The sequence below is a fragment of the Streptomyces sp. NPDC046909 genome, assembly GCF_040644695.1.
In the GTDB taxonomy this organism is placed as follows: Bacteria; Actinomycetota; Actinomycetes; order Streptomycetales; family Streptomycetaceae; genus Streptomyces.
The window spans coordinates 559,405-585,150 of record NZ_JBEYXC010000002.1 but is presented as its reverse complement, the minus strand read 5'-3'; the positions used below and the strand labels follow the sequence as shown (position 1 = coordinate 585,150).

Here is a 25,746-nt window from a genome sequence, read left to right as displayed (position 1 = left end):
CCGGAGCTGCTCAGACCGCGCAGCCCAGGTGGGCCAGGGCCTGCTTGAGGAGTACGCCGTGTCCGCCCGGCATCTCGCTCTGGACCGCCTCCGACACGGCCTCCTGCGGGCTGAACCAGACCAGGTCCAGGGCGTCCTGGCGGGGGCGGCAGTCGCCGGTGACCGGGACGACGTAGGCCAGTGACACCGCGTGCTGACGCGGGTCGTGGTACGGCGTGATGCCCTGCGTCGGGAAGTACTCGGCCACCGTGAAGGGCTGCGGGGCCGCCGGGATGCGGGGCAGTGCCACCGGGCCCAGGTCCTTCTCCAGGTTGCGCATGAGGGCGTCGCGGACGCGCTCGTGGTGCAGCACGCGGCCGGAGACCAGCGTCCGGCTGACCGTCCCGTCGGGTCCGATCCGCAGCAGCAGGCCGACGCTGGTGACTTCGCCGCTGTCGTCGACCCGCACGGGCACGGCCTCGACGTACAGGATCGGCATCCGGGCGCGCGCCTGCTCGAGGTCGTCCGTCGTCAGCCAGCCGGGCGTGGTTTCGGTCATGTCAGACATTGCTTGATCATACTTTCAGGAGGGGCCGGAAAGGCGGTAGACCCGGCGCGCATTGTGTGCTCCCGCCCACTCCGCGAGCCGTAGCGCGTCGGACGGGCTCAGTTCGTCGGCGGCCACCCGGTCCTGGAGCAGTTCGCCCAGGCCCCGGCGGAAGGACAGCGCGCCCAGCGCGTAGAACTCCGCGAGACCGTACGCGTCGGAGCTGTACAGCAGTTTGCGGAACGGTGTGATCTCCAGTGCCTCCTCAAGGACCGCCCGCGCCCGTGCCGGGCCCACGTGGTGGAGTGTGAGGCCGACGTCCAGATACACCTGCTCGAAGACCGCCGCCAGGTAGGCCGCCTGGCGCTGGTACGGCCAGCAGTGCAGGAGCATGACAGGGATCGTGCCCGCTGTCAGATGCAGCCAGTCCGTGAGATGGGTGGGGTCCACCCGGTGCAGCCGGATGTCGTTGTCGCCGAACCCGGTGTGCAGCTGCAGGGGGAGGCCCACGTCGACGGCCGTCCACAGCAGGTTGCGGACCAGGACCGGGTCCTCCAGGCGGCCGCCCGCCGCCAGCCGGTCCCGAGCCGCCCGCTCGACCTCCGCCGCCGACGGACGCGCCGGGTCCAGCTCGAAGCCCGTCCGGTACGCCGCCACCGACTTCACCGCCACCACACCCGGCCGCCCCACCGCCGTCCGCACGGCCGAGCCGAAGGCCTCCGCATAGGCGTCCGGCTCCACCCCCTCGGCCGCCAGCGCCTCCTCGACGCTCTCCAGCCGCACGACCTCGTACACGTCGTCGGCCGCCAGTTCCGTCGGGCCGAATCCCGTGTCCACGCAGTACGTGCCCGTCCCCGAGGCGGCCAGGAAGCGCCGGTTCACCTCCTGCCAGCCGACCTCCGCCCGCCGCGACAGGTACTCCTCCGGCGGGGCGTGCCGGTCCAGGTCCAGCAGGGGCGCGCAGTGGCGGCGTACCGCCACGCCCACGGGGGTGTCGAAGGGCGAGCTGCCCGGCCAGCGGTCGCCCTCGGTGAGGAGGGACTCGAAGGCGGGCCGGTCCAGGTCGGTGGTGGCCACACCGTGGCAGTGGTGGTCGACCAGGCTCAGGGCGGCGAGCGCCTCGTGGACCGCGCTCATGTCAGTACTTCCAGCGGTACGCCGCCGCGATCCGCTCGGGGTCCCAGCCGTGGACGGCCGCGATCTCTCCTTCTCGTACGGCGATGACGGCGTCGGCGAGGACCGGGCCGAGGGCGTCGCGCAGTACGCCGTCGGCGCGGAACTCCGTCACCGCCTCGGTCAGCGAGGTCGGCAGTCGGCGTACGTCACGCGCCTTCGCCTCCTCGGCCGTGAGGCGGGCGGGGTCACCGGTGATCTCCTCGGGCAGCCTCGCCGCCGACGTGACGCCGTCCAGGCCCGCCGCGATGACGCTCCCCAGCGCCAGATACGGGTTGGCGGCCAGGTCGACCGGCTTGACCTCCAGGTTGGCGGCCTGGTCGCGCAGGCCCAGGGTGCCGGTGACGATCCGTACCGCGGCCTCGCGGGTTTCGCGGCCCCAGGCGGTGAACACCCCTGCCCACTGGGAGGGTTTGAGACGCAGATAGCTGGCCGGGCTGGGGGCGGTGACCGCCGTCAGGGCGGGCAGGTGACTCAGCACCCCGGCCGCGAACGCCTCCGCCTCCGCCGTCATGCCGTACCTGCGGTCACCGCCGGTGTGGAGGTTCACGCCCTCGCGCCAGGCGGAGAGGTGGAGGTGGCCGCCGTTGCCGACGCCCTCGGCGAAGACCGCCGGGGCGAACGACACCACGAGACCGTGGCGCCCGGCCACCGCGCGGATCGTCTGCCGTACCAGCACACTGCAGTCGGCCGCCGCCACCGGGTCGAGGGCGCCCACCGAGATCTCGAACTGGCCCGCCGCGTACTCGGGATGGAGCTGGTCGACGTCGACGCCCTGCGCCGCCAGGGCCGCCAGCAAGTCGGCGGTGCAGTCGCTCAGTTCGACCTGGCGGATCGCGCCGTACGCGGGACCCGACAGGGCGGGGACGAACTCCCCGTCCGCCGACGGGCCTTGGCCGACCGCCCACTCGATCTCGACGGCCGCCTTGAAGCTGATGCCGTGCCGCTCCGCCGCGTCCGTGACGATCCGGCGCAGGAGGGTGCGGGTGCAGCCCGGGTGGCGTTCGCCCTCCTGGGTGATGCGGTCGACCGGCGCCCAGGCCCAGCCGGGCTGCCCGGCCAGGACCGCGAGTTGGTCGAGGTCGGGGTAGAGGCGCAGGTCACCGTCCGGGGAGCCGAGGACGTCGGTGGTGACGATGGAGTCGTTCGCGAGGAAGGTGTCGAAGACCGGGGACATGCCGACACCCCAGGCCGCCGCCGAGGCGAGCTTCGCCGTCGGGACCGTCTTCACCCGGCCGACGCCCGCGGTGTCGACGTAGGAGAGCACGATCCCGTGCACGCCTCTCCCGGACAGTTCGCCGCTCAGCGCGGTGGCGCGCTCGACGTCACCGGGGCGTCCGCCGGGTACGGGGTCGGCGAGGTCAGCAAGGGGGGTCATACGTCCTCCACGACGGCCTGGGCTACCGCGGTCAGGGTTTCACGGCCACCGCGCCGAACTGCGGTACCGCGCCCGGGGAGTCGGCGTCGGCCCGCCACCGCGAGCACGACACCAGGCCCGGCTCCAGGAACTCCAGTCCCTCGAAGAACGCGGCGATCTCCGCACCGCTGCGGGCGGTGATCGGCGGGGTGGCGTTCTCGTTCCAGAACCTCATGGCCGGGATCTGGCCGGCGCCGCCGAGGTCGTCGTCGAAGGTGGGGTGGGTCAGCACCAGGCAGCTGCCGGAGGGGACGGCGGCCAGCACCCGGCGGACGATGTCCCGCGCCTTCTCGTAGTCCAGGACGAAGTTGAGGATGCCCAGCATCATCACCGCGACCGGCCGGGTGAAGTCCAGGGTGCGCGCGGCGCGTTCGAGGATCGCCTCCGGATCGTGCACATCGGCGTCGATGTAGTCGGTGACGCCCTCGGGGGTGCTGGTCAGCAGGGTACGGGCGTAGGTGAGGACGATGGGGTCGTTGTCGACGTAGACGATCCGCGCGTCCGGCGCGATCCGCTGGGCGATCTCGTGGGTGTTCTCCGAGGTCGGCAGGCCCGTGCCGATGTCCAGGAACTGCCGCACCCCGCGCTCGGCGGCCAGATGGCGCACCGCGCGGCCCAGGAACTCGCGGTCGGCGCGGGCGATGTCCCGGATGACCGGGAACATTCCGGCGACCTGCTCGCCGACCCGCTGGTCGACCTCGTAGTTGTCCTTGCCGCCGATCCAGTAGTTCCACACGCGCGCGTTGTGCGCGACAGCGGTGTTCAGCCGCGACGACCCGTCACTCACGTCCAGTCCTCTCCTCGCCCCGACGGCCGCGGCGCCCCCGGCCGACGCTGCCATTCTGCCGCCGGGTGATCAAGCTGTCCGCGGAACGGGCGGAAGTGACGGGTGGGGGACGCGGCGACCCGAACGACCCGCCCGGAATGCCCGCCCGCGCCCCGGCCCCGACACTGGTCCCGAGGTGTGCCCGGATCGAAAGGAGTCGACATGCTGCCCGGATTCCTCGCCAGGGTCGTGGAGTCGTTGCTCGGCCGGGAGGGCAGGTCGCTCCATGTGAAGGCGGCGGGCGGCGCCACGGCCGTGCTCGTGGCAGTGATGCTCCTCGGCTCGTGGGCGGTGGTGGCCGCCGAGGAGGGGGCTCGGGGCGCCAGTCTGACGTCGTACCCGAAGGCGCTGTGGTGGTCGGTGGAGACCGCGACCACTGTCGGATACGGCGACTTCTACCCTGTGACCCCGTGGGGCCGGGTCGTCGGCTCGGTGGTGATGGTCGTCGGCATCACCACGTACGGCATGGTCACCGCGGCCCTCGCCACCTGGTTCGTCGGCCGGGAGCAGAAACGCCGGTACCGGCTCGCCCATGAGACGGCCCGGGCCCTGCACGAACGGTTCGACCGGCTGGAGGAGTTGGTGCGGGGGAGGGGAGAGAGGAGCTGAACGCTACCGGTGAGTACCCCGGCCCTTGATACCCGTGACGCCTTGAGTAGGGTTCCGTGCGGTTCGTTACGGGCGGGGTCGAAGGGGGCGACGGCATCATGGAATTCCCAGAGGTCGAAGAGGAAGCGGCGTCGGAGGGCGTACGACTGGAAGACCTGGCCCCGGAACCGCTGTTGACCCGGGACTACGAGACCCGCCCCGCGCTCGTCTACGAGCGGCTGCGGGAACGGTACGGCCCGGTGGCGCCGGTGGACCTGCTCGGCGTGCCCGCCTGGCTGGTGCTCGGCTACCGCGAGTCGCTCCAGGTGCTCCAGGACGACGCCGGCTGGCCGAAGGGCCTGGAGAACTGGCGGGCCCGCACGGAGGGCCGGGTGCCCGCCGACTGGCCGCTCGGCCCCTCCCTGGAGGTCAACCACGTTCTGATCCAGGGCGGTCCCGGCTACCCCCGGCTCCGTGGCGCCTGGGACACCGCCCTCCGGCCCTTCCAGGACCCGCGCCAGCCGCAGGCCAAGCGGCTCAAGGCCGCCGTCACCGGCTACGCCGACGAGCTGATCGACCTGCTCGCGCAGGGCGGCCGTACGGGCCTCGCCGACCTGTCCGCGCAGTTCTCCCGCCCGCTGCCGCTGATGGCGGCGAGCCATCTGCTCGGCTTCCCCGGCTCGCAGGGCGACGACGCCCTCATGGACATGTGGCGCGTCCTGGACGCCGGCCCCGACGCCGAACCCGCCCTGGCGCGGCTCCTGGTGACGCTCTCGGAGCTGGCCGCCGCCAAGATGGCGGAGCCCGGCGACGACTTTCCCTCCCACCTCATCGCCGCCCACCCGGACCTCACGGTCGACGAACTGGCCCGCGAGCTGTTCATGCTGCTCGGCATGACCTCCGACCACGTCGGGATCCTCATCTCCAACACCGTCGTCGAGGTGATCTCCGGGGAGAGCGACGGCGGGGTGCGGCACACCCTGTCCGCCGGGATGATCCGGGAGACCATGAACCGGGTCGTCATGCGCAAGCCGCCCCTGGTCAACTTCGTGCCTCGGTTCGCCGCCGCCGACACCCCGCTCGGCGCGTACACCATCCGCGCCGGTGACCCCGTGTGGGTCTCCTCCTCCGCCGCGCACGCCGACCCGCTGTTCGCCGGGCAGACGGCACCGGGCTCCTCCAGCATCAGCAGCCGCGCCCACCTGGCGTGGGGCGCGGGACCCCGGCAGTGCCCGGCACGGGAGCTGGCCTCGACGATCGCCGCGGCCGGGGTCAGCCGTATCGTCGAGCGGTTCGGCCATCTGGAACCGGCCCTGCCGGTCGACCAACTCCCTTGGCGCTCCTCGCCGTTCATGCGGGGCCTGCGCTCGCTGCCGGTGCGCTACGAGCTGAACGGGACGGTGGCGCCGGCACCGGTGAAGCCCGCGGAGCCCGAGGCGGACGTACCGGCGGCTTCGGAGGTGCCGGATCAGTCGGTCAAGCGGCGGTCGTCGCTGTGGCGGTATCTGACCGGGCTGATCCGCTCGGGCGACTAGGAGACGGCCTCAGCCGCCGAACGGCCATGACCGGGACGGGCGGGGGTCGACCATTGGGTCGACCCGGCTGTTCAATGGAGCTGCACATCGCCCGTCTCGGAGAGGAGCCGTCCGTGTCCCCTGCCCCCGTGCCGCCGGTCGGCGCGCGCATCCGGCGGGCGCGCCTGGAGAGCGGGCTGAGTCTGCGGGGCCTCGCGCGGGAGGTCGGGGTTTCCGCGAGCCTCGTCTCGCAGATCGAGACCGGAAAGAGCCAGCCCTCGGTGAGCACGCTGTACGCGATCACCACCGCGCTGGGCATCTCCGTCGAGTCGCTCTTCGAGGCGCGGGAGCCCGCCGCGGCGACGGCCGGCGCCCTCGCGCCGCACCCCGTCGCCGCCTTCGCCGCCGACCCCGGTCTGCGCATCGGACCCCTGGTCACACCGTTGGAGCGGGAGGTGCTGGAGCTGGACTCGGGGGTCGTGTGGGAGCGGCTGGGGCATCTCCCCGGCACCGACGTCGACTTCCTCCTCGTCACCTACCGGCCCGGGGGTGCCTCCTCCACCTCCGGCGGTCTGATGCGGCACGCGGGCACGGAGTACGGCTATCTCACCTCCGGCGAACTCGTCCTCACCCTCGGCTTCGAGGAGCGTGTCCTGGGGCCCGGCGACGCCGTGTCGTTCGAGTCGACGACTCCGCACCGCTATCGCAACGACGGGGCCGAACCGGCCGTGGGGGTGTGGTTCGTGACCGGCCAGAGTGTTCAGTAGCACTTGACACTTGCGGGGCGCGGTCGTTGACTCCGCAGTGGGGGTGGTCGCCATGGCGATCCGCACATTCGGACCCAACGCCGTCGACTGGGAACAGCGCGTCGACCTGGACCGGCTCCGCACCCAGCGGCTGGCCCGGCTGCACGAGACCCTGAACCGTTCCTCGCTCGGCGCGGTGCTGAGCTTCGACTTCGCCAACATCCGCTACATGACCGCCACGCACATCGGCACCTGGGCGATGGACAAGCTGATCCGCTTCGCCCTGCTGACCCGCGGCGGCGACCCGGTCGTCTGGGACTTCGGCTCCGCCGCCCGGCACCACCAGCTGTACAACCCCTGGCTCGACTACAGCGAGGGCAAGGAAGGCCCGCCCACCGGCGCCCGCGCCGGGATCTCCACGCTCCGCGGCGCGTTCCACCCGGACGCCGGGATCGCCGAGGACGTCGCCGCGAAGATCGCCGCCGAACTGCGCGAACACGGCCTGGCGGACGAGCCGTTGGGCATCGACGTCGCCGAGATGCCGATCCTCGCCGCGCTGCGCGCCGAGGGCATCGACGTCGTCGACGGCCAGCAGGTCTTCCTGGAGGCCCGCCGCATCAAGACCGGCGACGAGATCTCCCTGCTCACCCAGGCCTGCGCGATGGTGGACGCCGCCTACGAGGAGCTGTACGGGTATCTGCGGCCGGGCGTGCGCGAGAACGAGTGCGTCGGACTGGTCAGCAAGGTCCTGTACGACCTCGGCAGCGAGTACGTCGAAGGCGTCAACGCCATCTCCGGGGAACGCTGTTCACCCCACCCGCACGTCTACAGCGACCGTCTCATCCGCCCCGGCGACCCCGCCTTCTTCGACATCCTGCACAGCCACCTCGGCTACCGCACCTGCTACTACCGCACCTTCGCCGTCGGCAGCGCGTCCGGCGCGCAACGGGACGCCTATGTCCGGTGCCGGGAGTACATGGACCAGGCGATCGCGCTCGTCCGGCCCGGCGCGACCACCGCCGACATCGTCCAAGTGTGGCCGCGCGCCGAGGAGTTCGGCTTCGCCGACGAGACCGCCGCGTTCGCGCTGCAATACGGGCACGGTGTCGGACTGTCCATCTGGGAGAAGCCCATCTTCAGCCGCCTGGTCTCCCTCGACCACCCCGAAGTCCTCGAAGAGGGCATGGTGTTCGCCCTGGAGACCTACTGGCCGGCCGCCGACGGCTGGTCCGCGGCCCGCATCGAGGAGGAACTCGTCGTCACCGCCGACGGCTGCGAGGTCATCACCAAGTTCCCGGCCGAGGAACTCCTGGTGGCGGGCCGCAAGTACTGGACGGTCGGCGGCGAGCTCAACACCCGGCGGGAGTCGCAGTCGCACCTCAACACCGGGGACCGCTGATGGAGGCCGGCGAACTCCTCGCCCTGTACGAGCGGATGGTCCTCATCCGCCGCACGGAGAAGGCCGCCCACGACCTCTTCCTCCAGGGTCTGGTCAAGGGCACCACCCATCTCGCCGCCGGACACGAGGCGATCGCCGTCGGCGCGAGCGCCGCGCTGCGCGCCGACGACTACGTCTTCGCCACCTACCGGGGCCACCATCACGCGCTGGCCCGAGGAGCCACTCCCGAGGAGTGCCTCGCCGAACTCATGAGCCGGGCAACGGGGTTGTGCGGGGCCAAGGGCGGCTCCATGCACCTCACCAAGGCGGCCACCGGCATGCTCGGCTCCTACGCCATCGTCGGCGCCCACCTCCCCCTGGCGGCCGGTGCCGCGTGGTCGGCCCTTCTGCGCGGCACCGGTCAGATCGCGGTCGCCTTCTTCGGGGACGGCGCGACCAACATCGGCGCCTTCCACGAAGCCCTCAACCTGGCCGCCGTATGGAAGCTGCCGGTCCTGTTCGTCTGCGAGAACAACCTGTACATGGAGTACACGCCGATCGCCGACGTCACCGCCGTCGCCCGGCCCGCCGCCGACCGGGCGCCCGCCTACGGCATCCCCGGCGAGACGGTCGACGGCAACGACGTCGTCGCCGTCAAGGAGGTCGTCTCCCGGCTCGCGGAACGGGCCCGTGCAGGAGACGGGCCCGCTCTGCTGGAGGCCGCGACCTACCGGCACTTCGGGCACAGCCGCACCGACCCGGCGACCTACCGGCCGGCCGAGGAGGTCGAACGCTGGCTCAAGCACGACCCGTTGGACCTCGCACGCGGACGGCTGACCGAGCTGGGCGTGCCCGAGGCGACGGTCACTGCGGCCGACGAGCGCGCGCTGGACGTCGTACGGAAGGCCGTGGAGGCGGCGAAGGGGGCGCCCGCGCCCGATCCGGGGGCGGCGCTGACCGACGTATGGGCCGACGGGGGTGCCGCATGGCGGACGTGATCAGCTACCGGGAGGCGGTTGCCGAGGGCATCGCGCGCGAGATGCGCAGGGACGCGGCGGTGGTGTGTCTCGGGGAGGACATCGGGGCGGCCGGCGGGGTGTTCAAGACGACCGTCGGGCTGTTCGAGGAGTTCGGGCCGAGGCGGGTGTGGGACACGCCGATCTCCGAACAGGCCATCGTGGGCGCCGCGATGGGGGCCGCCATGACCGGGATGCGGCCCGTCGCGGAGATCATGTTCTCGGACTTTTTGGCCTGTTGTTGGGACTACCTCGCCAACGAGATACCCAAGGTGCGTTACATGACAGGTGGTCAGGTCACCGTGCCCCTCGTCGTTCGCACCGCCAACGGCGGCGGGCTCGGCTTCGGCGCCCAGCACTCGCAAGCCACCGAGAACTGGGCGCTCACCGTCCCCGGCCTGAAGATCGCGGCACCGGCGACGCCCGCCGATGTGATCGGCCTGATGGCGGCGGCGATCCGCAGCGACGACCCGGTCGTCCTCTTCGAGCACAAAGGGCTGCTGGCATCGAAGGGTCCGCCCCCGCCGCCGGACCATGTGGTCGAACTGGGCCGTGCCGCCGTCGTGCGCGAAGGGGCCGACGTGACGCTCGTGGCCCTCGCCGCGATGGTGCCGGTGGCGCTCCGGGCCGCCGCCCGGCTCGCCGAGGACGGCATCGAGGCCGAGGTCGTCGATCTGCGCTGCCTCGTCCCGCTGGACATGAGCACGGTCCTCGCCTCGCTCGCCCGGACCTCGCGCCTCGTCACCGTCGAGGAGAACCCGTACCAGGGCGGCTGGGGCGCCACCCTCGTCTCGGTCGTCGCCGACGAGGGGTTCGGCCTGCTGGACGCGCCGGTGCGACGGGTGGCGGGGGAGTGCGTCCCGCTGCCGTTCGCCGACGCGCTGGAGGAGCGGGTCATCCCCACCGCCGACAAGGTCGTCGCGGCCGTCCGCGACCTCACCGCGTACTGAACACCCCGAAGGAGCAAGGGCGATGACCGTTCGGACACTCCTGCGCGCAGGCCATGTGATCTCCATGGACCCCGACATCGGGGACCTTCCCCAGGGGGACGTCCTCGTCGAGGACGGGAAGATCGCGGCCGTGGCACCCGAGATCGGCGCGGACGACGCCGAAGTCCTCGACATGACCGGGCGGATCGTGATCCCCGGCTTCGTCGACACCCACCGCCACACCTGGGAGGCCTCGATCCGCGGGGTCGCGCCCGACGCCACCCTCGACGACTACTTCGTCGACATCCTCGACACCTTCGCACCCCTCTACACCCCGGAGGACGTGTACGCGGCCAACCTGGCCGGTGCCCTGGAGTGCCTCAACGCCGGTATCACCACGGTCGTCGACTGGTCCCACATCAACAACACCCCCGCCCACCCGGACGCCGCGATCCAGGCCCTCACCGAGACCGGCATCCGCGCCCAGTACGCGTACGGCAGCGCCAACACCTCCCTCGCCGACTACTGGTTCGAGAGCAAGATCGCGATCCCGGGGGACGACGTCCGGCGCATCCGCGACACCTACTTCGCCTCCGACGACGGCCTGCTCACCCTGGCCCTCGCCACCCGCGGCCCCGGCTTCTGCGTGAACGACGTCGTGGCCTCCGAGTGGGGCCTGGCACGGGAGTTGGGCATCCCGATCACCGTGCACGTCGGCATGGGCCGCCTGGCCGGCCGCTTCGGCATGGTCAAACAACTCCACGACCTGGGCCTCCTCGGCCCCGACACCACCTACATCCACTGCTGCTACTTCAGCGAGGAGGAGTGGCGGATGGTCGCCGACAGCGGCGGTACGGTGTCCATCGCGCCGCAGGTCGAGACGCAGATGGGGCACGGCTGGCCGCCGGTGATGAAGGCCGTCGAGCACGGACTGCGACCCTCCTTGAGCATCGACGTCGTCACCACCGTCCCCGGCGACATGTTCACCCAGATCCGCGCGGCCTTCGGCGCCGAACGCGCCCGCGTCAACGCCGAGTGCTGGCAGGCCGATGTCCCGGTCCCCGCAACGATGCTGACGGCCCGTCGGATGCTGGAGATCGCCACGGCGAACGGCGCGCATGTCGCAGGTCTTGAGGACCGCACCGGTTCCCTCACCCCCGGCAAACGCGCCGACATCGTCGCGATCGACGCCACCGCGCTGAACATCGCCCCCGTGCACGACCCGGCGGCCGCGGTGACTCTCTCCGCCGACGTCTCCAACGTCGACACGGTGCTCGTCGACGGCCTGATCCGCAAGCGGGACGGGAAGTTGACGGCCGACGTGGCCCGCGCCCGGCGCCTCGTCGAGGAGTCCCGCGACCGGCTCCTGGCCGCGAAGGCCGCGAAGGGTGAGAAGGCCGCCCGGTGACCGCACACCTCGTACGCCGCGCCACCGACGTCCCGCCGCCGGAGTACGACGAACACGGCTACCGGCGGCGGGAGTTGGTCGGCGAGGCGGACGGCAGCGCCCATACCGGCTTCGGCGTCTGCGAGTTGCTGCCGGACGGCACGATCGGGCCGCACGTCCACTCGTACGAGGAGAGCTTCTGCGTCCTCGACGGGACGCTGGTCCTCGATGTGCCCGAGGGGTCGTACCTCCTCGAAGAGGGCGACTACGGGCTGCTGCCGACCGGTGTCCCGCACGCCTGGCGGGGCGCCGGGGACACCGCCGCACGCTGGGCCGACATGCTCGCGCCCGTGCCGCGCGCCCGCTACGGCCACGACACCCAGCCGGTGCCCGCGCCGCCCCGCCGCACCCCCGTCCGCATCGACGTCCGCGACCCGCGCACCCGCTCCTTCGGCCACTTCGAGCCCGCGCAGATGGACCCCGGCAAGCAGTCCCAGGACCTCCTCGCGGTGTCGGCGAGCATGCGGACCGCGCTGCTCGTCTACAGCGGGATCACCGTGAAGATGATGGTCGACGGCGATCTGGGCGCGGTCGCCTCGACGATGTTCATGGTGCAGTACGCGCCCGACGGCGTCGCGGGCACGCACGACCACCCCTTCGAGGAGACGTATCTGATCCTCGAAGGGAGCGTCGACGCGACCTTCGACGGCGCGGTGTACCGGCTCGGACCCGGTGACGTGGCCTGGGCGGGCGCCGGTTGTGTGCACGGGTTCACCAACGCCGGTCAGGGGCCGGTGCGTTGGCTGGAGACCCAGGCGCCGCAACCGCCGGTCCGCCACTCGTACCGGTTCACCCGGGACTGGGAGTATCTGAGGGAGGCCCTGGAGTCATGAGCAGTGTGCTCGTCGTCGGCGGTACGTCGGGGATAGGCCGTGAGTTCGCCCGCTTCCGGGCGGCGCGCGGGGACGAGGTGGTCGTCACCGGCCGGGACGCGCACCGCGCCGACACCGCGGCCAAGGAGACCGGGGCGGTGCGGGGCATCGCCCTCGACCTTGCTCAACCACACGACATCGCAGGGGCGTTGGAGGGCCTCGGCCCACTCGACCATCTCGTCCTCTGCGGCGTCGCCCGCGACGAGAACCGGGTGGGCGAGTACGACATCGAGGCCGCCCTCCGCCTGGTGACGCTGAAGCTCGTCGGCTACACCGAGGTCGTGCACGCCCTCCGCGGCCGCCTCCATGACGACAGCGCGATCGTCGTCTTCGGCGGCCAGGCCAAGGAGCGGCCCTACCCGGGTGCGACGACCGTGGCGACCGTCAACGCGGGTGTGCGCGGACTGATGAACACCCTCGCCGTCGAACTCGCCCCCGTCCGCGTCAACGCCCTCCACCCCGGAGTCGTCGGGGACAGCCCGTACTGGCTGCCCAAACCCGGGGAGGTACTGGCGGGACTGCGCGCCAGGACGCCCACCGGACGGCTCGCCTCGATGGCGGACGTGGTGGACGCCGTGGACTTCCTGCTCCGCAACCGGTCGGTCAACGGGGTCGAACTCGCCGTGGACGGCGGGTGGTTGCTGGGCTAGGGAGGGACGGTTGCTGGGCTGGGGACAGATGGCAGGTGGGCTAGGACTTGATCCCGACGGCCCCGTACAGCGACACCGGTCCGTCCGTCGGGTCCGGCGTCTCGTCCACCGCGAGTTCGGGACGCCAGTCCTTGACCGACACGATCCCCGGCTCCAGGACGTCGAGTCCCTTGAAGAACCGGCCGAACTCGTCCTGCGTACGGGCCACCAGCGTGACCCCGCCCGCCGCGTAGGCCTCGATGCCTCGCTGGACGCTCTCCGGCTCGAAGTCGGCGGTCATCGCGGACAGCACCAGAGCACTGCCCGGGGCCAGCGCCCCGACCAGGGTGTCCACCACGTCGTACGCGCCGTCCGCCTCCGCGACGAAGTGCATCAGCGCGATCAGCGACAAGGCGATGGGCTGGTCCAAGTCGAGGATCTGGCCCGCCTGTTCGAGGATCTTCCGCGGCTCGCGCGCGTCGGCCTCGATGTACTCCGTCACGCCCTCCTCGGTGCCGCGCAGCAGGGCGCCGGCGTGGGCGAGGACGATCGGGTCGTTGTCGACGTAGACGACACGGGCGGCCGGGGCGGTCTTCTGGGCGATCTGGTGGAGGTTGGGCTCGGTGGGGATGCCGGTGCCGATGTCCAGGAACTGACGGATCCCGGCCTTGCCGACCAGATGGCGGGTGGCCCGGTGCATGAACCAGCGGTTGGCGCGCGCGGCCCGCGGGGCGTCGCCGCTGAGTTCGGCGATGCGGCGGCCGAGGGCCTCGTCGACCGGGTAGTTGTCCTTGCCGCCGAGGTACCAGTCGTAGACGCGGGCCGGGTGCGGCTTGGTCGTGTCGATCCGCTGGGCAGCGGCCGGCTCGGTCCCGGTCACGTGTGGCTCCTCTGCTCGCCTGTCAAGGTCGGGAGCAGTCTCGCACGATCATCCGGGTGCGGCGGAGTCGCTCTTCGGCCACCTGTTTCAGGTCAACTCGGTTTGCTGCCCGCTGGTTTGAGGCCCGTGGTCGTGGGTGTCCAGCCGTCAGTCCCGCGGCCAGTTCTCGGCCTCGAACATCCAGCGCTGCTTCTCCAGTTCCGCGGTGATGCCGATCAACAGGTCCTGGGTGACCGGATCCGCCTTCTCCGTCGCGTCGATGCGGTCGCGGAGCCGGCCGATCGACGTCTCCAGGGTCTCCACCATCAGGGCGACGACCTCGTTGTCGCGCAGCCAGCCGTCCTTCGGTCCGGGCAGGGTGTAGGCGGCGGCGATCGTCTCCGGGCGCCCGTCGGGCGGCAGGCCGAGCGCCGAGGAGCGCTCCGCCACCGTGTCGGAGTACGCGCGGGCCGTCGCCACGACCTCGTCCAGCTGGAGATGGATGGAGCGGAAGCGCGGGCCGACGATGTTCCAGTGCGCCTGCTTGCCGATCAGGGACAGCCCGAGCAGGTCGACGAGCGTGTTCTGCAGCGCGTCCCCGGCGATCCGGCGGGCGTCCTCGGGAAGGGTGCTCCTCACCACGGTCATAGGGTGCTCCTCCTTCTGGCGTGGTCCGTGCTGGTGCGGAGCAGCGCGACACGTTCCTGTTCGCAGGTGCCGCCCCAGACGCCCGAGGTCTGCCCGTTGTCGAGCGCCCAGTTCAGGCACTCGGGGGTCACCGGGCAGCGGGCGCAGACGCGCTTGGCCGCCGCGATGTCCCGCAGGGCGGGTCCCTGGGTGCCCACGGGGAAGAACAGGTCGGGGTCCTCTCCCACGCAGGCGGCCTGCCGCAACCACTCCATGCGGGCGCGGGTGCCCAGGGCGAACCGGTGCAAACGCGACGGGATCACGCCACCGGGCACACGCCGTCACCGGCCGGGAACACGCCATCGGGCACACGCCGTCACCGGCCGGGATCAGCCGCCGAGCACACCGTCCAGGAAACGGGTGAGGTCGGCGAAGACCTCGGCCCGGTTCGTCTCGTTGAACACCTCGTGCCGGGCGCCCGGATAGATCCGCTCGGTGAGGGCACCGCCGCTGAGCCGCTCGACCCCCGGGCGGCTGCCGTCGAGCGGCACCAGACGGTCGTCGTCCCCGTGCAGCCACAGCAGCGGGAGCCGGCCGACGTCCCCGCCCTTGGCCACGGCCTCCAGGGTCCGCAGGAACGACTCCACCGTCGGCCGCTTCATCGGCCCGTGCCAGACCAGCGGATCCCCCACGTACGCCGCCCCGACCGCGGGGTCACGGGAGAGCGAGGCCGGGCTGATGGGCGTGTCCGGGATCTCGTCCAGGGCGATCAGCTGCCGGGGCAGATACCAGTCGCCGATCACCGGCCCCGACAGGACGAGCGCGGTGAGCTCGGTGCCGTAACGCTGCGCGAAGCGGGCGGAGATCAGGCCGCCCATGGAGTGCCCGATCAGGACGAGCGGCAGGCCCGGGTGGGCGGCCCGGGCGAGGTCGGCCACCGCGTGCGCCTCCGTGACGATGTCCTCGAAGTCCTCGACCAGCACTCGCCCGCCCGCCGACTTCCCGTGGCCCCGGTGATCGGGCCCGAAGACGGCCGCGCCGTGCTGGTGCAGCTCCTCGGCGAGCTCCTCGTACCGTCCGATGTGCTCGCCGTATCCGTGCACCACGAGAGCGAGGTACCGGGGGCGCTCGTGCGGCCACTCGCGTACGACGATCCCGTCGAGGGTGTGCTCGCGGGCGTCTGCCATGTCTCCTCCAGCTGCGTCGGTGAAGGTGCCCCGGTCGCCGGGATCTTCCCGGGACGCGGCGGGGCGGACTATAGTCCGGGATCACTGAAACTAGCAGTGCTAATTAATTGAACCGTGGAGTTCTGTCGTGCGTCCCGTCCACTTCGCGGCCGCCCGCCGCACCCCCCTCGGCAAGCTGCGCGGAGCCCTCTCCTCCGTACGCCCCGACGACCTCGCCGCCGCCGTCATCCGTGGCCTCGTCGCCGACGTCCCGGCGCTCGACCCGGCGCGCGTCGATGACGTCTACTGGGGCGCCGCCAACCAGGCAGGCGAGGACAACCGGAACGTCGCCCGCATGGCCGCGCTGCTCGCGGGACTGCCCGAGACGGTGCCGGGCGCCACGGTGAACCGGCTCTGCGCCTCCGGCCTGGAAGCGGTGACGACCGCCGCCCGCACGATCGCCGCGGGCGAGGCCGACATCGTGCTCGCCGGCGGCTCCGAGTCCATGAGCCGCGCCCCCTTCGTGCTGCCCCGCCCCGACGAGGCCCTGCCGCACCGCATCGAGACGGTCGACACCCGGCTCGGCTGGCGGCTCGTCAACCCGGCGATGAAAGAACTGCACGGAATGCTGTCCATGGGCGAGACGGCCGAGGAGGTCGCCACCCGCTACGGCATCTCCCGGGAACGCCAGGACGAGTTCGCCCTGCGCAGCCACCGACTCGCCGCTCTGGCCCGCAAGAACGGGCACTTCGACGACGAACTCCTGCCCGTGGAGCGGCCGGACGGTGTGGTCGTCGACGTCGACGAATGCATCCGCGAGGACACCTCGTACAAGAAGCTGGCCCGCCTCAAGCCGGTGTTCCGGCCGGACGGCAGCGTCACCGCGGGCAACGCCTCGCCCATGAACGACGGCGCGGCCGGGCTCCTGCTGGTCAGCGAGGAGGCGCTGAACGACCTGGGCCTGGAGTCGCTCGGCCGCTATGTCGCCGGAGCCTCGGCCGGAGTCCACCCCGACGTCATGGGCATCGGGCCCGTCCCCGCCACCCGGAAGGCGCTCGCCCGCGCCGACTGGAGCGTCGGCGACCTCCAGGAGGCCGAGTTCAACGAGGCGTTCGCCGCCCAGGCCCTCGCCTGCGTGGACCGCCTCGGCATCGACCCCGACCTGGTCAACCCGAGCGGCGGCGCGATCGCCCTCGGCCACCCGCTCGGCTGCTCGGGTGCCCGGATCCTCACGACGCTGCTGCACCGGATGCGGCGGACGGGGGCGGAGCGGGGGCTCGCGACGATGTGCGTGGGGGTGGGGCAGGGGAGCGCGGTGCTGGTGGAGCGGCATTAGGGACGGGGCGGGGAAGGGAGGGCGTCAGGCGGCGCCGGCGACGACGGAAGGGCCATCAGGCGAGACGCTCCTTACGCCCTCCAATAGATGCGCATAGCATCGGGTTCCGCATGGACACGATGACGCTCTGGCACATAACCGGCTGGGAGTTCGCCGCCCTCGCCGCCGCGGCCCTCCTCGTCGGCTTCTCGAAGACCGCCGTGAGCGGGGCCAACACGGTCAGCCTCGCCATCTTCGCGGCGGTTCTGCCCGCCCGCGCCTCGACGGGCGTACTGCTGCCGATCCTGATCGCCGGCGACGTCCTCGCGGTCCTCACCTACCGGCGTCACGCCCACTGGCCCACCCTGTGGAAGCTGTTCCCGGCGGTCGCGGCGGGGGTCGTCGGCGGCACGCTGTTCCTGATGTGGGCGGACGACGGGATCGTCCGGACGTCTATCGGCGCGATCCTGCTGCTGATGGCGGCCGTCACGGTGTGGCGCCGCCGCGTCGCCGACCAGGCCGGGGAACCGGACGCGGTGACCACGAAGGCGGGCCGGATCAAGGCCCGTTCGTACGGTGTCCTCGGCGGCTTCACCACGATGGTCGCCAACGCCGGCGGCCCGGTGATGTCGATGTACCTTCTGTCGGCGGGCTTCCGGAAGCTCGGCTTCCTGGGCACCTCCGCCTTCTTCTTCCTGATCGTCAATGTGTCCAAGGTGCCGTTCAGCGTGGGCCTCGGCCTGATCGACGGCCACTCGCTGCTCCTCGACGCCGCGCTCGTCGCCTTCGTCGTACCCGGTGCGTTCCTCGGCAAATGGGCCGTGAACAGAATCAACCAGCGGCTCTTCGAGCAACTCGTGATCGCCGCGACGATCGTCGGCGGCCTCCAGCTACTCCTGCGCTGACCAGGACCGCAGCAGCGCCGGGAGATCGGCGAACGAGTCGATCACATGGTCCGGGGTGCCGCTCGCGTCCCGATGCGTCTCCGGCAGATACTTGCCCGTCCTCACCAGCACCCCGGTGACCCCGGCGGCCTGCGCCGCCAGTACGTCGGACTCGATGTCGTCCCCGACCATCACCGCCTCGTCCGCCCCGACGCCCAGCCGGGCGAGCGCCGACGCGAAGAACGCCTTCGACGGTTTCCCCGTCACCACGGCCTCGGTACGGGCCGCCTTCTCCAGCCCCGCGAGGAACGCGCCGGCGTCCAGCTGGAGTCCGTCCTCGGTACGCCAGTACAGATTCCGGTGCATCGCCACGAGCCGCGCCCCGCGCTGGAGATGCCCGAACGCCCGGTTCAGGGCCGCGTAGCCGAACTCGGGCCCCGCGCCCCCGACGATCACGACGTCCGGCACGCTGTCGGTGTCGTCCGCACCGAGCACGTTCACCTCACCGAGATCTTCCTCGATGTCCCCGCTGTTCAGCAGCGCGCACCGCGCCCGCGGAAAGTGCTCGGCGACATACGCGGCGGTCACGGCGGGCGCGGTGAGGATGTCCTCCGCCGCCACCGGAAACCCGGCCTTCGCCAGCGACCCGGCGATCGACGCCCGCGTCCGTGACGTCGTGTTGGTGACCAGGGCGACGGCGAGCCCGGACTCCCGGATCTTCCGCAACCCCTCGACCGCACCCGGCAACGGCTCCCACGACACGGTGAGCACACCGTCGATGTCGATCAGTACGGCACGTACGGACTCCATGGCACGACGATAGCGATCCGCCCGGGCCGGGGAGTGATCCGGACTTCCCCGACGCGGCCGTACGCCTCAGGGCGAGGCGGCGGGGCTCGCCGAGGGCGAGGGGTTCTGCGGGACGGCGGGTGACTCGGGGTTGGCCGGGCCGGACTGGAGCATCGCCACGGTCGCCGCACCCGCCAGTGCGGTCGCGACCGTGGTGGCCATGGCCACGATCACCGTGGCGGCGGGCGCGCTGACCGTGGACAGCCGGCGCAGATCGCGCAGACCGCTCCACGGCAGACCGGCCAGCCGCGCCAGCCGGACTTCCCAGGACAGACCCAGGCCGTAGCAGAAGACGACGGTCTCTCCGGTGCGCAGCAGAAGGACGGTGAGTGTTTCGCGGGTCGAATAGGGCGCGGACAGCGGAATGAGCGTCAGCTCGGGCAGGAGGACGGCCATGAGGAAGAACGTCGACTTGGCGACCGGGACATGTCCCGGAAGCCTTGGGTAGAAGTACCCGTAGAACGCCCCGTAGACCACCCAGCGGAGGATGTGCAGCGAAAGCATGAGGAGCTGGGTGAAAGAAGTACCCGGAAATATGGATTCCCAGGAGCGCAGGTCGATGACCACCACGGGTATCGCGAAGATCAGGCCCAGGATTCCGGTTTCCAGCGCGTTCTGGCGCGGGGACCGGGCGGCGCTGCTGGCCATCGCGGGATTCGTCGAAACATAACGCCTGTTCCTCAGCGGGAGGGCTCGCTCCGCGAAGTCCCGCCACTTCATCTCGAATTCCCTGGCGTCGGCCTCCGCCGCGCCCAGCGCGGTCTGGGCCGACTTGTGGAAAGCGATCCAGGCCTGTCGGTGGAGGCGGTTCCGTGCCTCCGTCTGCATGAGCCGCACATACGCTCCCGGGCTGAGCCGGGAGAGCCGGACGGCGAATTCCGCCTTGGCCCTCGGCAACAGGAACCAGAAGGCGACCATTCCGAGGACGCAGGCGATCACGTCGCTCACCATGAACGGCATGTTGGCCATGAGGGGACTGATCGACAGGCCGATGAGCAGGACACCCGAGAGACGGACCGCGTCGTCCCGCATGGCGTCCGCGTCGCCGCCCCGGCGGAAGGCGAGGGCGGCACAGGCGGCGGCGAGGGCCAGAGCCGCCAGTTCGATCAGCCCGTAGCCGACGAAGGAGGGCGAGGCATCGGCCACCGCCTTGAAGAGCGCGTCGTCCCCGCTCCAGGTGAGGTACTTGCTCGCCGGAAAGAGACACAGTGCCGCGGTGAAAGCGGTGAGGGCCAGGGCGCCGATCCGCCAGTCGCCGAGAACGCGTGCGCAGTACGTCAGCGCGGCGGCCCAGGAGAGCGAGCAGCCGGCCACCAGGGCGAACGTGGCACCGGCCGGAAGAGGGGCGTCCAGCAACGGGGCGAGCCAGATCCCGGTGAACAGCAGGAGGCCCAGCGCCGCGCCCACCCGCCAGCCGCGTCTCAGGAGCAGGGCGGCCATGACCGAGGGCCCGACCGTCGCGACACCGCCGACGGCGAGGAACTCGCCGTCCGCCGGATCGGCGTACCGGACCAGCACCACGAGCACGGCCAGGACCACGGCGGCGAACGGCATGGCCGTGCCGTACCTCAGCAGCCGCGACGGTGGTGGCCCGCCCCGGTCCTCAGACCTACGGGCGACCGTGCTGATGAGCAGTGCGGGCAGCAGCAGACTCCACCACGCGAAGGAGAAGCCGTTCAGGAAGTGCGCCGCCGTGCCGTCCCCCAGGAGGGAACTGTCCCAGGTGCCGAGGAAGAAGCCGGTGGTCGCGCTGGTCACCGTCACCGTGACGGAAGCAATCACGGGCACCCGGGGAAACCAGGAGCGCGCGAGGAGCAGGCCGATGGCCGCGGCCGCGAGGGCCAGCGCCAGTTCGTTGCCGAGGGCGTCCTCGGGTTGCGGCTGCTCGCTCAGGGCGAGTCCGGCGCCGTCTCCGTCCGGTGCCAGGTACAGGTTGAACCACACATCGGCGTCCGGTGTGCGGACTTTGATGGAATGCGGTTCCTGGACATACGGATTCAGCTCGGACACACCGGTGAACGAATAGCCCTCCGCGGTGAAGAAGAAGTCCTTTCTGCCGATCGGCGGTGTGTACTTGCCGCTGCTCTCGTAGGAGCACTCGATGCCGATCGAGGTGGCGTCCGTCAGGTCGAGGGTGGTGCGGGGCACCGGGAACGTCGCGATGACCTGGGTGTCACCGACGGTGATCCGTGGCGTCCCGGGAAAGACCGAGCCGGACTTGGGGGTATGGACGGCGCATGCCATCGCCGCCGCCCAGCCCGACCAGCTGGAGGTGACGCCGCCGTGCCGCAGTTCGGCTGCCAGCGGATCGTCCAGGGGCAGCGTGAAGACTTCCTCACCGCTGACCTCGAGTTGGCCGGAGCTGTTCTTGATGAAATCCAGCGAATAGGACGAGGAACGCTTATCCTGCCCCTCGGTGAACCCCAGCCAGTGGCCGACGTCATCGGATATTCTGTCGGATCCCGTGAAATCGTTGCCGACGGAGTCGACGGTCCACTCTATTTCCGGCTGAACGCGATAGCTGCATAAGAGGGCGGTCACTATCCACAGCGTTGCCGCAGCCGCCCGAAACACCCGAAAATGTATCCAAGGGAGTGCCTGCACCGACGCAGTGTAGCGGCGGCCGTATCGCATCGTATAGAGAGCGGAAATCGAACCCTCGGGCACAGGATGTGCGAATCCCCGTCTACGCTCTACCCCATGTCCCCCCACGTCCTCATCCTCGGCGGCACCACCGAGGCCCGAGAACTCGCCGCCGAGCTCACCGCGCTTCCCGGAATCCGCGTCACCACTTCCCTCGCGGGCCGCGTGACCCGGCCGGGAACCGTCACCGGGGACGTACGGATCGGTGGCTTCGGGGGTGCGGAAGGGCTCGCCGGCTGGCTGCGGGAGCAGAAGGTGGACGCCCTCGTGGATGCCACGCATCCCTTCGCCGAGGCGATCACGGCCAACGCGGTCCGGGCCGCCGCCGTGACCGGCGTACCGGCGGTGGTGCTGCGCCGCCCGGGCTGGCGGCCGGGTCCCGAGGACCGGTGGTACCCGGTCGGTTCACTGGCCGAGGCCGCCGGTCTGCTGCCGCTGCTCGGCCCCCGCGTCCTCCTCACCACCGGCCGCCTCGGCCTCGCGGCCTTCGCCCACCTGACGGAACTCCACTTCGTCGTACGCTCCGTGGAACTCCCCGACCCGCCGATGCCCCCGCGCACCGAAGTCCTGCTGGCGCGCGGCCCGTTCACCGTGGACGACGAGTCCGCGCTGCTGTCCGCGCACTGCATCGACGTCGTGGTGACGAAGGACAGCGGGGGCGCCGCGACGGCCGCCAAACTCACGGCCGCACGCCGACTGGCGTTGCCCGTCGTGGTCGTACGACGTCCCCCGTTGCCCCGGGATGTCGAGGCGGTGCCGGATGTGGCCGGGGTCCTGGAGCGGCTCGGTCTCAGCCGGAGATGACGGAGGCCCGCAGCCACAGGGACGGCATGCAGCCGCAGCCGCACCGCTTGGTGGCCCTGCCCAGCCCGCAGGAGCGGCAGATCACCCGGGGCTGCGGCGGTGCGCTCCGCTCGAAGTGCGCGATCCGGTCGCAGCGTGGGCAGCGGACCACTGCGGAGCCGCTGAGGTCGCTGAGGTCGAGGCCGGGATCGTGGAAGCGGACGGGAGACCTGCCAGGGTTATGACAACCGCCCGGCATGTCCGGCACGCTGTCTTCAGGAGGCCGGGACGAGTTCCTTCGAGCGTTCCGCCAGGCCGTTGCTCATGTCCTCGACCAGCAGGCGCTTGGAGATGGTGTCGACCGCTCGTTTGAGGTCCGCGCCGGCGGGGCGGCCGATGTCCTGCTGGACGCGCTCCTCCAGCCAGCCCGCCCAGGCCTTGCCGATGACCCGCGCCTCGCGGGCGCCCGCCTCGGTGTGGGAGAAGAAGGAGCCCTCGCGGGTCAGATAGCCCTCGTCGACCATGCGGTCGAAGACCGGCAGCAGCACCTCGGGCGGCATGTGCCGGCGGGCCGCCATCAGGCCCAGGCTGGCGTGGCCCACCATCCGTGTGAACAGCTCCACCTGCATGACCGCCCAGGCGCCTGCGATGTCCAGCCGGGTGTCGGAGGCCGCCACGATCCGGCGCGCGTCCTCCAGGCTCGCGGTGCCGATGATCTTCCCGACGGCCGCTTCCAGCACCCGCTGCGAGTCGGCGCCGGACGGCTGTCCGAAGCCCTCGCCCATGTCCGTCGAGCCCGCCCGCGCGCTGTCGCGCAGCTCGACCTGCTTGAGGAACAGGGCGACCAGGAAGCCGAGCGCCGCGACCGGCACCGTCCACAGGAAGACGGTCTGGAGGGTGTCGGCGTAGGCGTCGATGATGGGCGACGCCACCGCCGAGGGCAGGTCGTGCACGCCCTCCGGGCTGGTCGCCGCCTTGGAGAGGGCCGCCGGGTCGAGGCCGCTGCCCGTCTGCGCGGCCCGGGCGACCCCGTCCTGGAGGTTGGGCTTGAGGGAGTTGGCGTAGATCGTGCCGAAGACGGCGGTGCCGAAGGAACTGCCCAGCGTACGGAAGAAGGTGACACCGGAGGTCGCGGTGCCGAGGTCGGCGTAGTCGACGGTGTTCTGCACGGCGATCGTCAGCACCTGCATGCACAGACCGATGCCGGTGCCGAGCACGAACATGTACAGCGACTCCAGCCAGGCCCCGCTGTCCGGCCCCATCAGCGACATCAGATACAGCCCGACGCCCATCACCAGGGAGCCCACGATCGGGAAGATCCGGTACTGGCCGGTCTTGCTGACCACGTTGCCGCTCGCGACGGACGCGATGAGCAGGCCGATGACCATCGGCAGGGTGCGGACGCCGGAGACCGTGGCCGAGTCGCCGTCGACGTACTGGAGATAGGTCGGCAGATAGGTCATCGCGCCGAGCATGGCGAAGCCGACGATGAAGCTGAGGATCGAGCAGACCGTGAACACCGGGTTCCTGAACAGCCGCATCGGCAGCATCGGTTCGCGCGCCCGGGTCTCGGCCCAGGCGAACAGGCCGAGCGCGATCGCGCCGCCGACGAACAGGCCGATGATGACGCCCGAACCCCACGCGTACTCGTTGCCGCCCCAACTCGTCGCCAGGATCAGGGCGCTGGCACCGGCCGCGACGAGCGCGATGCCGAGGTAGTCGATGACGGGCCGGGAGGCCGACTTCACCACCGGGATGGTGCGGGCCGCCGCGAAGACCACGACGATCGCGATCGGGACGTTGACGTAGAACGCCCAGCGCCAGGTGAGATGGTCCGTGAACAGGCCGCCGAGCAGCGGCCCGATGACCGTGGCGACTCCGAAGACGGCACCGATCGCGCCCTGGTACTTGCCGCGCTCCCGCAGCGGGATGACATCCGCGATGAGCGCCATCGCCGTGACCATCAGACCGCCCGCGCCGATGCCCTGCATGGCCCGCCAGGCGATCAGCAGCGTCATGTTGCCGGCGAGACCGCACAGGAACGAGCCCGTGATGAACACGATCGCCGAGACCTGGAAGACCACCTTGCGGCCGAAGAGGTCACCGAACTTGCCCACCAGGACCGTCGAGACGGTCTCCGCGAGCAGATAGGACGTGACCACCCACGACATGTGCTCCGCGCCGCCCAGATCCGACACGATCGTCGGCAGGGCCGTGCCCACGATCGTCTGGTCCAGGGCCGCGAGCAGCATGCCCAGCATGATCGTCACGAAGACGACATTGCGTCGGCGCTTGTCCAGCACCGGCGGCTCGGCGGCGGGCGGTGGCGCGGTTTCCTCGGTCACTGTCACGGGGCCACGGTCACACCGGTGACCCATCCGTGCATGCCGGGTGAGGCCGCCCGGGTGTTTACCGCTCGCCGGGGTTGCGGCGCAGCAGATACGTGTCCATGATCCAGCCCTTGCGCTCCCGGGCCTCCGCGCGCAGCCGCTCGATCCGGGGCGCTGCCTCGGCGATCGGGCCCGAGGCGAGGATCTCGTCCGGGGTGCCTATGTAGGCGCCCCAGTAGATGTCGATGTCCTCGTCCGCGTACCGCCGGAAGGCCTGGTGCGCATCGAGCATCACGACGACGTCGTCCACGCCCTCGGGGAACCCCTCCGCGAGCCGCCGCCCGGTGGTGATCTGCACGGGCCGGGCGACCCGGTTCAGCCCGGTCCGATGACGGGCCACGAGCGCGGAGACGCTGCTGATGCCGGGCACGACGTCGTACGCGAAGGCGACGGCACCCCGCTCCAGGATCTCCTCGAGGATCCCCAGCGTGCTGTCGTACAGCGCCGGGTCCCCCCACACCAGGAACGCGCCGCTCTCGTCCTCGCCCAGCTCCTCGGCGATCAGCCGCTCGTAGATCTCGGCCCGCGCGCTGCGCCAGTCCCCGACGGCGGGGGAGTACGCCGCACCGCCCGCCTTCCGGTCCCGCTCCGGATCCCGCGCCTCGACGACCCGGTACGTCCCCTCCGGTATGTGCGTCTCCAGCATGTCCCGGCGCAGATCCGTCAGGTCGCTCTTCACCTCGCCCTTGTCCAGGACGAAGAACACGTCCGTGCTCCGCAGCGCCCTGACCGCCTGGAGGGTGAGCTGGTCGGGGTCGCCCGCGCCGATACCGATGACATGAATCTTTCGCACGCCATGAGTCTGCCGTACGCCACTGACAGTGACGGCACCGCGTCCGGGGTGGGGTGGTGGTGAGGGGGGGGCGAGTGGGGCGGCGCCGAGGGATGGGGCCGTGCTCGGGGTGAGGCCTCGCCCGGTCCGTCCGGCGTGGAGCTGCGTGCGGGGGCGGGCCGAGCCCGGCGTCCGGGGGCGGTTCGCGCCGGGCGAGTCCGGGATGCGGCGGTGCTCCGGCGCAGGTCGCGACCGGTCCGTGCGGAGTGGGGCCGTGACCGGGGTCAGGTCGGGTTTTGGCCGTCCGGGGGCGGTTCGCGCCGGGCGAGTCCGGGATGCGGCGGTGCTCCGGCGCAGGTCGCGACCGGTCCGTGCGGAGTGGGGCCGTGACCGGGGG

The 25,746-nt window shown here is 71.3% G+C and carries 25 protein-coding genes; 12 read left to right on the top strand and 13 right to left on the bottom strand.

Annotated features, from left to right (window positions below; translation table 11 throughout):
• Positions 1-10: 10 nt before the first annotated feature.
• Genes ABZ928_RS06925 through ABZ928_RS06910 form a run of 4 tightly spaced genes read right to left on the bottom strand, consistent with a single transcriptional unit; the run spans position 11 to position 3,903 of the window.
• Complete coding sequence (locus tag ABZ928_RS06925) at positions 11-547, bottom strand: NUDIX hydrolase family protein (protein WP_361515543.1); 537 nt, start codon at positions 545-547, stop codon at positions 11-13.
• Between the two features lie 15 nt (positions 548-562).
• On the bottom strand, positions 563-1,663 hold the full coding sequence (locus ABZ928_RS06920) for an amidohydrolase family protein (protein ID WP_361515541.1): 1,101 nt from the start codon (positions 1,661-1,663) through the stop codon (positions 563-565).
• 1 nt (position 1,664) lies between these two features.
• Complete coding sequence (locus tag ABZ928_RS06915) at positions 1,665-3,077, bottom strand: glutamine synthetase family protein (protein WP_361515539.1); 1,413 nt, start codon at positions 3,075-3,077, stop codon at positions 1,665-1,667.
• Between the two features lie 31 nt (positions 3,078-3,108).
• Positions 3,109-3,903 carry an SAM-dependent methyltransferase gene (locus ABZ928_RS06910; RefSeq protein ID WP_361515537.1) on the bottom strand — a complete coding sequence of 265 codons (795 nt, stop codon included), beginning with the start codon at positions 3,901-3,903 and terminating at the stop codon, positions 3,109-3,111.
• A gap of 201 nt (positions 3,904-4,104) precedes the next feature.
• Between ABZ928_RS06910 and ABZ928_RS06905 the strand changes: the two genes are divergently transcribed.
• The 9 genes from ABZ928_RS06905 to ABZ928_RS06865 all read left to right on the top strand — a co-directional run bounded on the left by ABZ928_RS06905 (position 4,105) and on the right by ABZ928_RS06865 (position 13,082).
• Positions 4,105-4,551 (top strand): potassium channel family protein, encoded by a 447-nt coding sequence (locus ABZ928_RS06905; RefSeq protein WP_361515536.1) that lies wholly within the window; start codon positions 4,105-4,107, stop codon positions 4,549-4,551.
• A gap of 98 nt (positions 4,552-4,649) precedes the next feature.
• The gene (locus tag ABZ928_RS06900; RefSeq protein WP_361515534.1) at positions 4,650-6,065 is read left to right on the top strand and encodes a cytochrome P450; all 1,416 of its coding nucleotides are present in this window, start codon (positions 4,650-4,652) and stop codon (positions 6,063-6,065) included.
• A 113-nt stretch (positions 6,066-6,178) separates the two neighbouring features.
• Positions 6,179-6,811, top strand: coding sequence for a cupin domain-containing protein (locus ABZ928_RS06895; protein WP_361515532.1), 633 nt, complete (start codon positions 6,179-6,181; stop codon positions 6,809-6,811).
• A 52-nt stretch (positions 6,812-6,863) separates the two neighbouring features.
• On the top strand, positions 6,864-8,189 hold the full coding sequence (locus ABZ928_RS06890) for a Xaa-Pro peptidase family protein (RefSeq protein ID WP_361515530.1): 1,326 nt from the start codon (positions 6,864-6,866) through the stop codon (positions 8,187-8,189).
• A complete protein-coding gene (locus ABZ928_RS06885; RefSeq protein WP_361515528.1) occupies positions 8,189-9,166 on the top strand; it encodes a thiamine pyrophosphate-dependent dehydrogenase E1 component subunit alpha in 978 nt (325 codons plus the stop codon). The genes ABZ928_RS06890 and ABZ928_RS06885 overlap by 1 nt, the downstream gene beginning before the upstream one ends.
• Positions 9,154-10,134: a pyruvate dehydrogenase complex E1 component subunit beta gene (locus ABZ928_RS06880; protein WP_361515526.1), complete on the top strand. Its 981-nt coding sequence runs from the start codon at positions 9,154-9,156 to the stop codon at positions 10,132-10,134. Before ABZ928_RS06885 ends, ABZ928_RS06880 begins: the two co-directional genes overlap by 13 nt.
• A gap of 22 nt (positions 10,135-10,156) precedes the next feature.
• Positions 10,157-11,521 (top strand): amidohydrolase family protein, encoded by a 1,365-nt coding sequence (locus ABZ928_RS06875; protein WP_361515524.1) that lies wholly within the window; start codon positions 10,157-10,159, stop codon positions 11,519-11,521.
• Complete coding sequence (locus tag ABZ928_RS06870) at positions 11,518-12,393, top strand: cupin domain-containing protein (protein ID WP_361515522.1); 876 nt, start codon at positions 11,518-11,520, stop codon at positions 12,391-12,393. The genes ABZ928_RS06875 and ABZ928_RS06870 overlap by 4 nt, the downstream gene beginning before the upstream one ends.
• On the top strand, positions 12,390-13,082 hold the full coding sequence (locus ABZ928_RS06865; RefSeq protein ID WP_361515520.1) for an SDR family oxidoreductase: 693 nt from the start codon (positions 12,390-12,392) through the stop codon (positions 13,080-13,082). Before ABZ928_RS06870 ends, ABZ928_RS06865 begins: the two co-directional genes overlap by 4 nt.
• A gap of 40 nt (positions 13,083-13,122) precedes the next feature.
• Here the strand turns inward: ABZ928_RS06865 and ABZ928_RS06860 are convergent, their stop codons facing one another.
• The 4 genes from ABZ928_RS06860 to ABZ928_RS06845 all read right to left on the bottom strand — a co-directional run bounded on the left by ABZ928_RS06860 (position 13,123) and on the right by ABZ928_RS06845 (position 15,734).
• A complete protein-coding gene (locus tag ABZ928_RS06860) occupies positions 13,123-13,941 on the bottom strand; it encodes an SAM-dependent methyltransferase (RefSeq protein WP_361515518.1) in 819 nt (272 codons plus the stop codon).
• A gap of 147 nt (positions 13,942-14,088) precedes the next feature.
• Positions 14,089-14,568: a DNA starvation/stationary phase protection protein gene (locus ABZ928_RS06855; RefSeq protein WP_361515516.1), complete on the bottom strand. Its 480-nt coding sequence runs from the start codon at positions 14,566-14,568 to the stop codon at positions 14,089-14,091.
• A complete protein-coding gene (locus ABZ928_RS06850) occupies positions 14,565-14,855 on the bottom strand; it encodes a WhiB family transcriptional regulator (RefSeq protein ID WP_361515514.1) in 291 nt (96 codons plus the stop codon). Before ABZ928_RS06850 ends, ABZ928_RS06855 begins: the two co-directional genes overlap by 4 nt.
• Before the next feature lie 81 nt (positions 14,856-14,936).
• Entirely contained in the window at positions 14,937-15,734 is a 798-nt protein-coding gene (locus ABZ928_RS06845; protein WP_361515512.1) for a lysophospholipase, read from the bottom strand.
• Positions 15,735-15,861: 127 nt separating this feature from the next.
• Between ABZ928_RS06845 and ABZ928_RS06840 the strand changes: the two genes are divergently transcribed.
• Both ABZ928_RS06840 and ABZ928_RS06835 read left to right on the top strand, forming a co-directional pair.
• A complete protein-coding gene (locus tag ABZ928_RS06840; RefSeq protein WP_361515510.1) occupies positions 15,862-17,049 on the top strand; it encodes a thiolase family protein in 1,188 nt (395 codons plus the stop codon).
• Positions 17,050-17,159: 110 nt separating this feature from the next.
• Positions 17,160-17,933 (top strand): sulfite exporter TauE/SafE family protein, encoded by a 774-nt coding sequence (locus tag ABZ928_RS06835; protein WP_361515508.1) that lies wholly within the window; start codon positions 17,160-17,162, stop codon positions 17,931-17,933.
• On the opposite strand, the gene ABZ928_RS06830 is transcribed toward ABZ928_RS06835, so the two are convergent.
• Together ABZ928_RS06830 and ABZ928_RS06825 are read right to left on the bottom strand one after the other, a co-directional pair.
• Positions 17,919-18,722: a TIGR01458 family HAD-type hydrolase gene (locus tag ABZ928_RS06830; protein ID WP_361515507.1), complete on the bottom strand. Its 804-nt coding sequence runs from the start codon at positions 18,720-18,722 to the stop codon at positions 17,919-17,921. The two genes, ABZ928_RS06835 and ABZ928_RS06830, sit on opposite strands and share 15 nt — an antisense overlap.
• A 66-nt stretch (positions 18,723-18,788) precedes the next feature.
• Positions 18,789-21,302, bottom strand: a complete 2,514-nt coding sequence (locus tag ABZ928_RS06825) for a hypothetical protein (protein ID WP_361515505.1) — start codon at positions 21,300-21,302, stop codon at positions 18,789-18,791.
• 159 nt (positions 21,303-21,461) lie between these two features.
• Between ABZ928_RS06825 and ABZ928_RS06820 the strand changes: the two genes are divergently transcribed.
• Entirely contained in the window at positions 21,462-22,208 is a 747-nt protein-coding gene (locus ABZ928_RS06820; RefSeq protein ID WP_361515503.1) for a cobalt-precorrin-6A reductase, read from the top strand.
• Here the strand turns inward: ABZ928_RS06820 and ABZ928_RS06815 are convergent.
• The 3 genes from ABZ928_RS06815 to cobF are packed head-to-tail and all read right to left on the bottom strand — an operon-like array spanning position 22,195 to position 25,370.
• Positions 22,195-22,455: a hypothetical protein gene (locus ABZ928_RS06815; protein ID WP_361515501.1), complete on the bottom strand. Its 261-nt coding sequence runs from the start codon at positions 22,453-22,455 to the stop codon at positions 22,195-22,197. The two genes, ABZ928_RS06820 and ABZ928_RS06815, sit on opposite strands and share 14 nt — an antisense overlap.
• Positions 22,456-22,462: 7 nt before the next feature.
• Positions 22,463-24,538, bottom strand: coding sequence for an MDR family MFS transporter (locus ABZ928_RS06810; protein ID WP_361515499.1), 2,076 nt, complete (start codon positions 24,536-24,538; stop codon positions 22,463-22,465).
• A 58-nt stretch (positions 24,539-24,596) separates the two neighbouring features.
• Positions 24,597-25,370: a precorrin-6A synthase (deacetylating) gene (gene cobF / locus ABZ928_RS06805; protein WP_361515497.1), complete on the bottom strand. Its 774-nt coding sequence runs from the start codon at positions 25,368-25,370 to the stop codon at positions 24,597-24,599.
• Positions 25,371-25,746 lie beyond the last annotated feature (376 nt).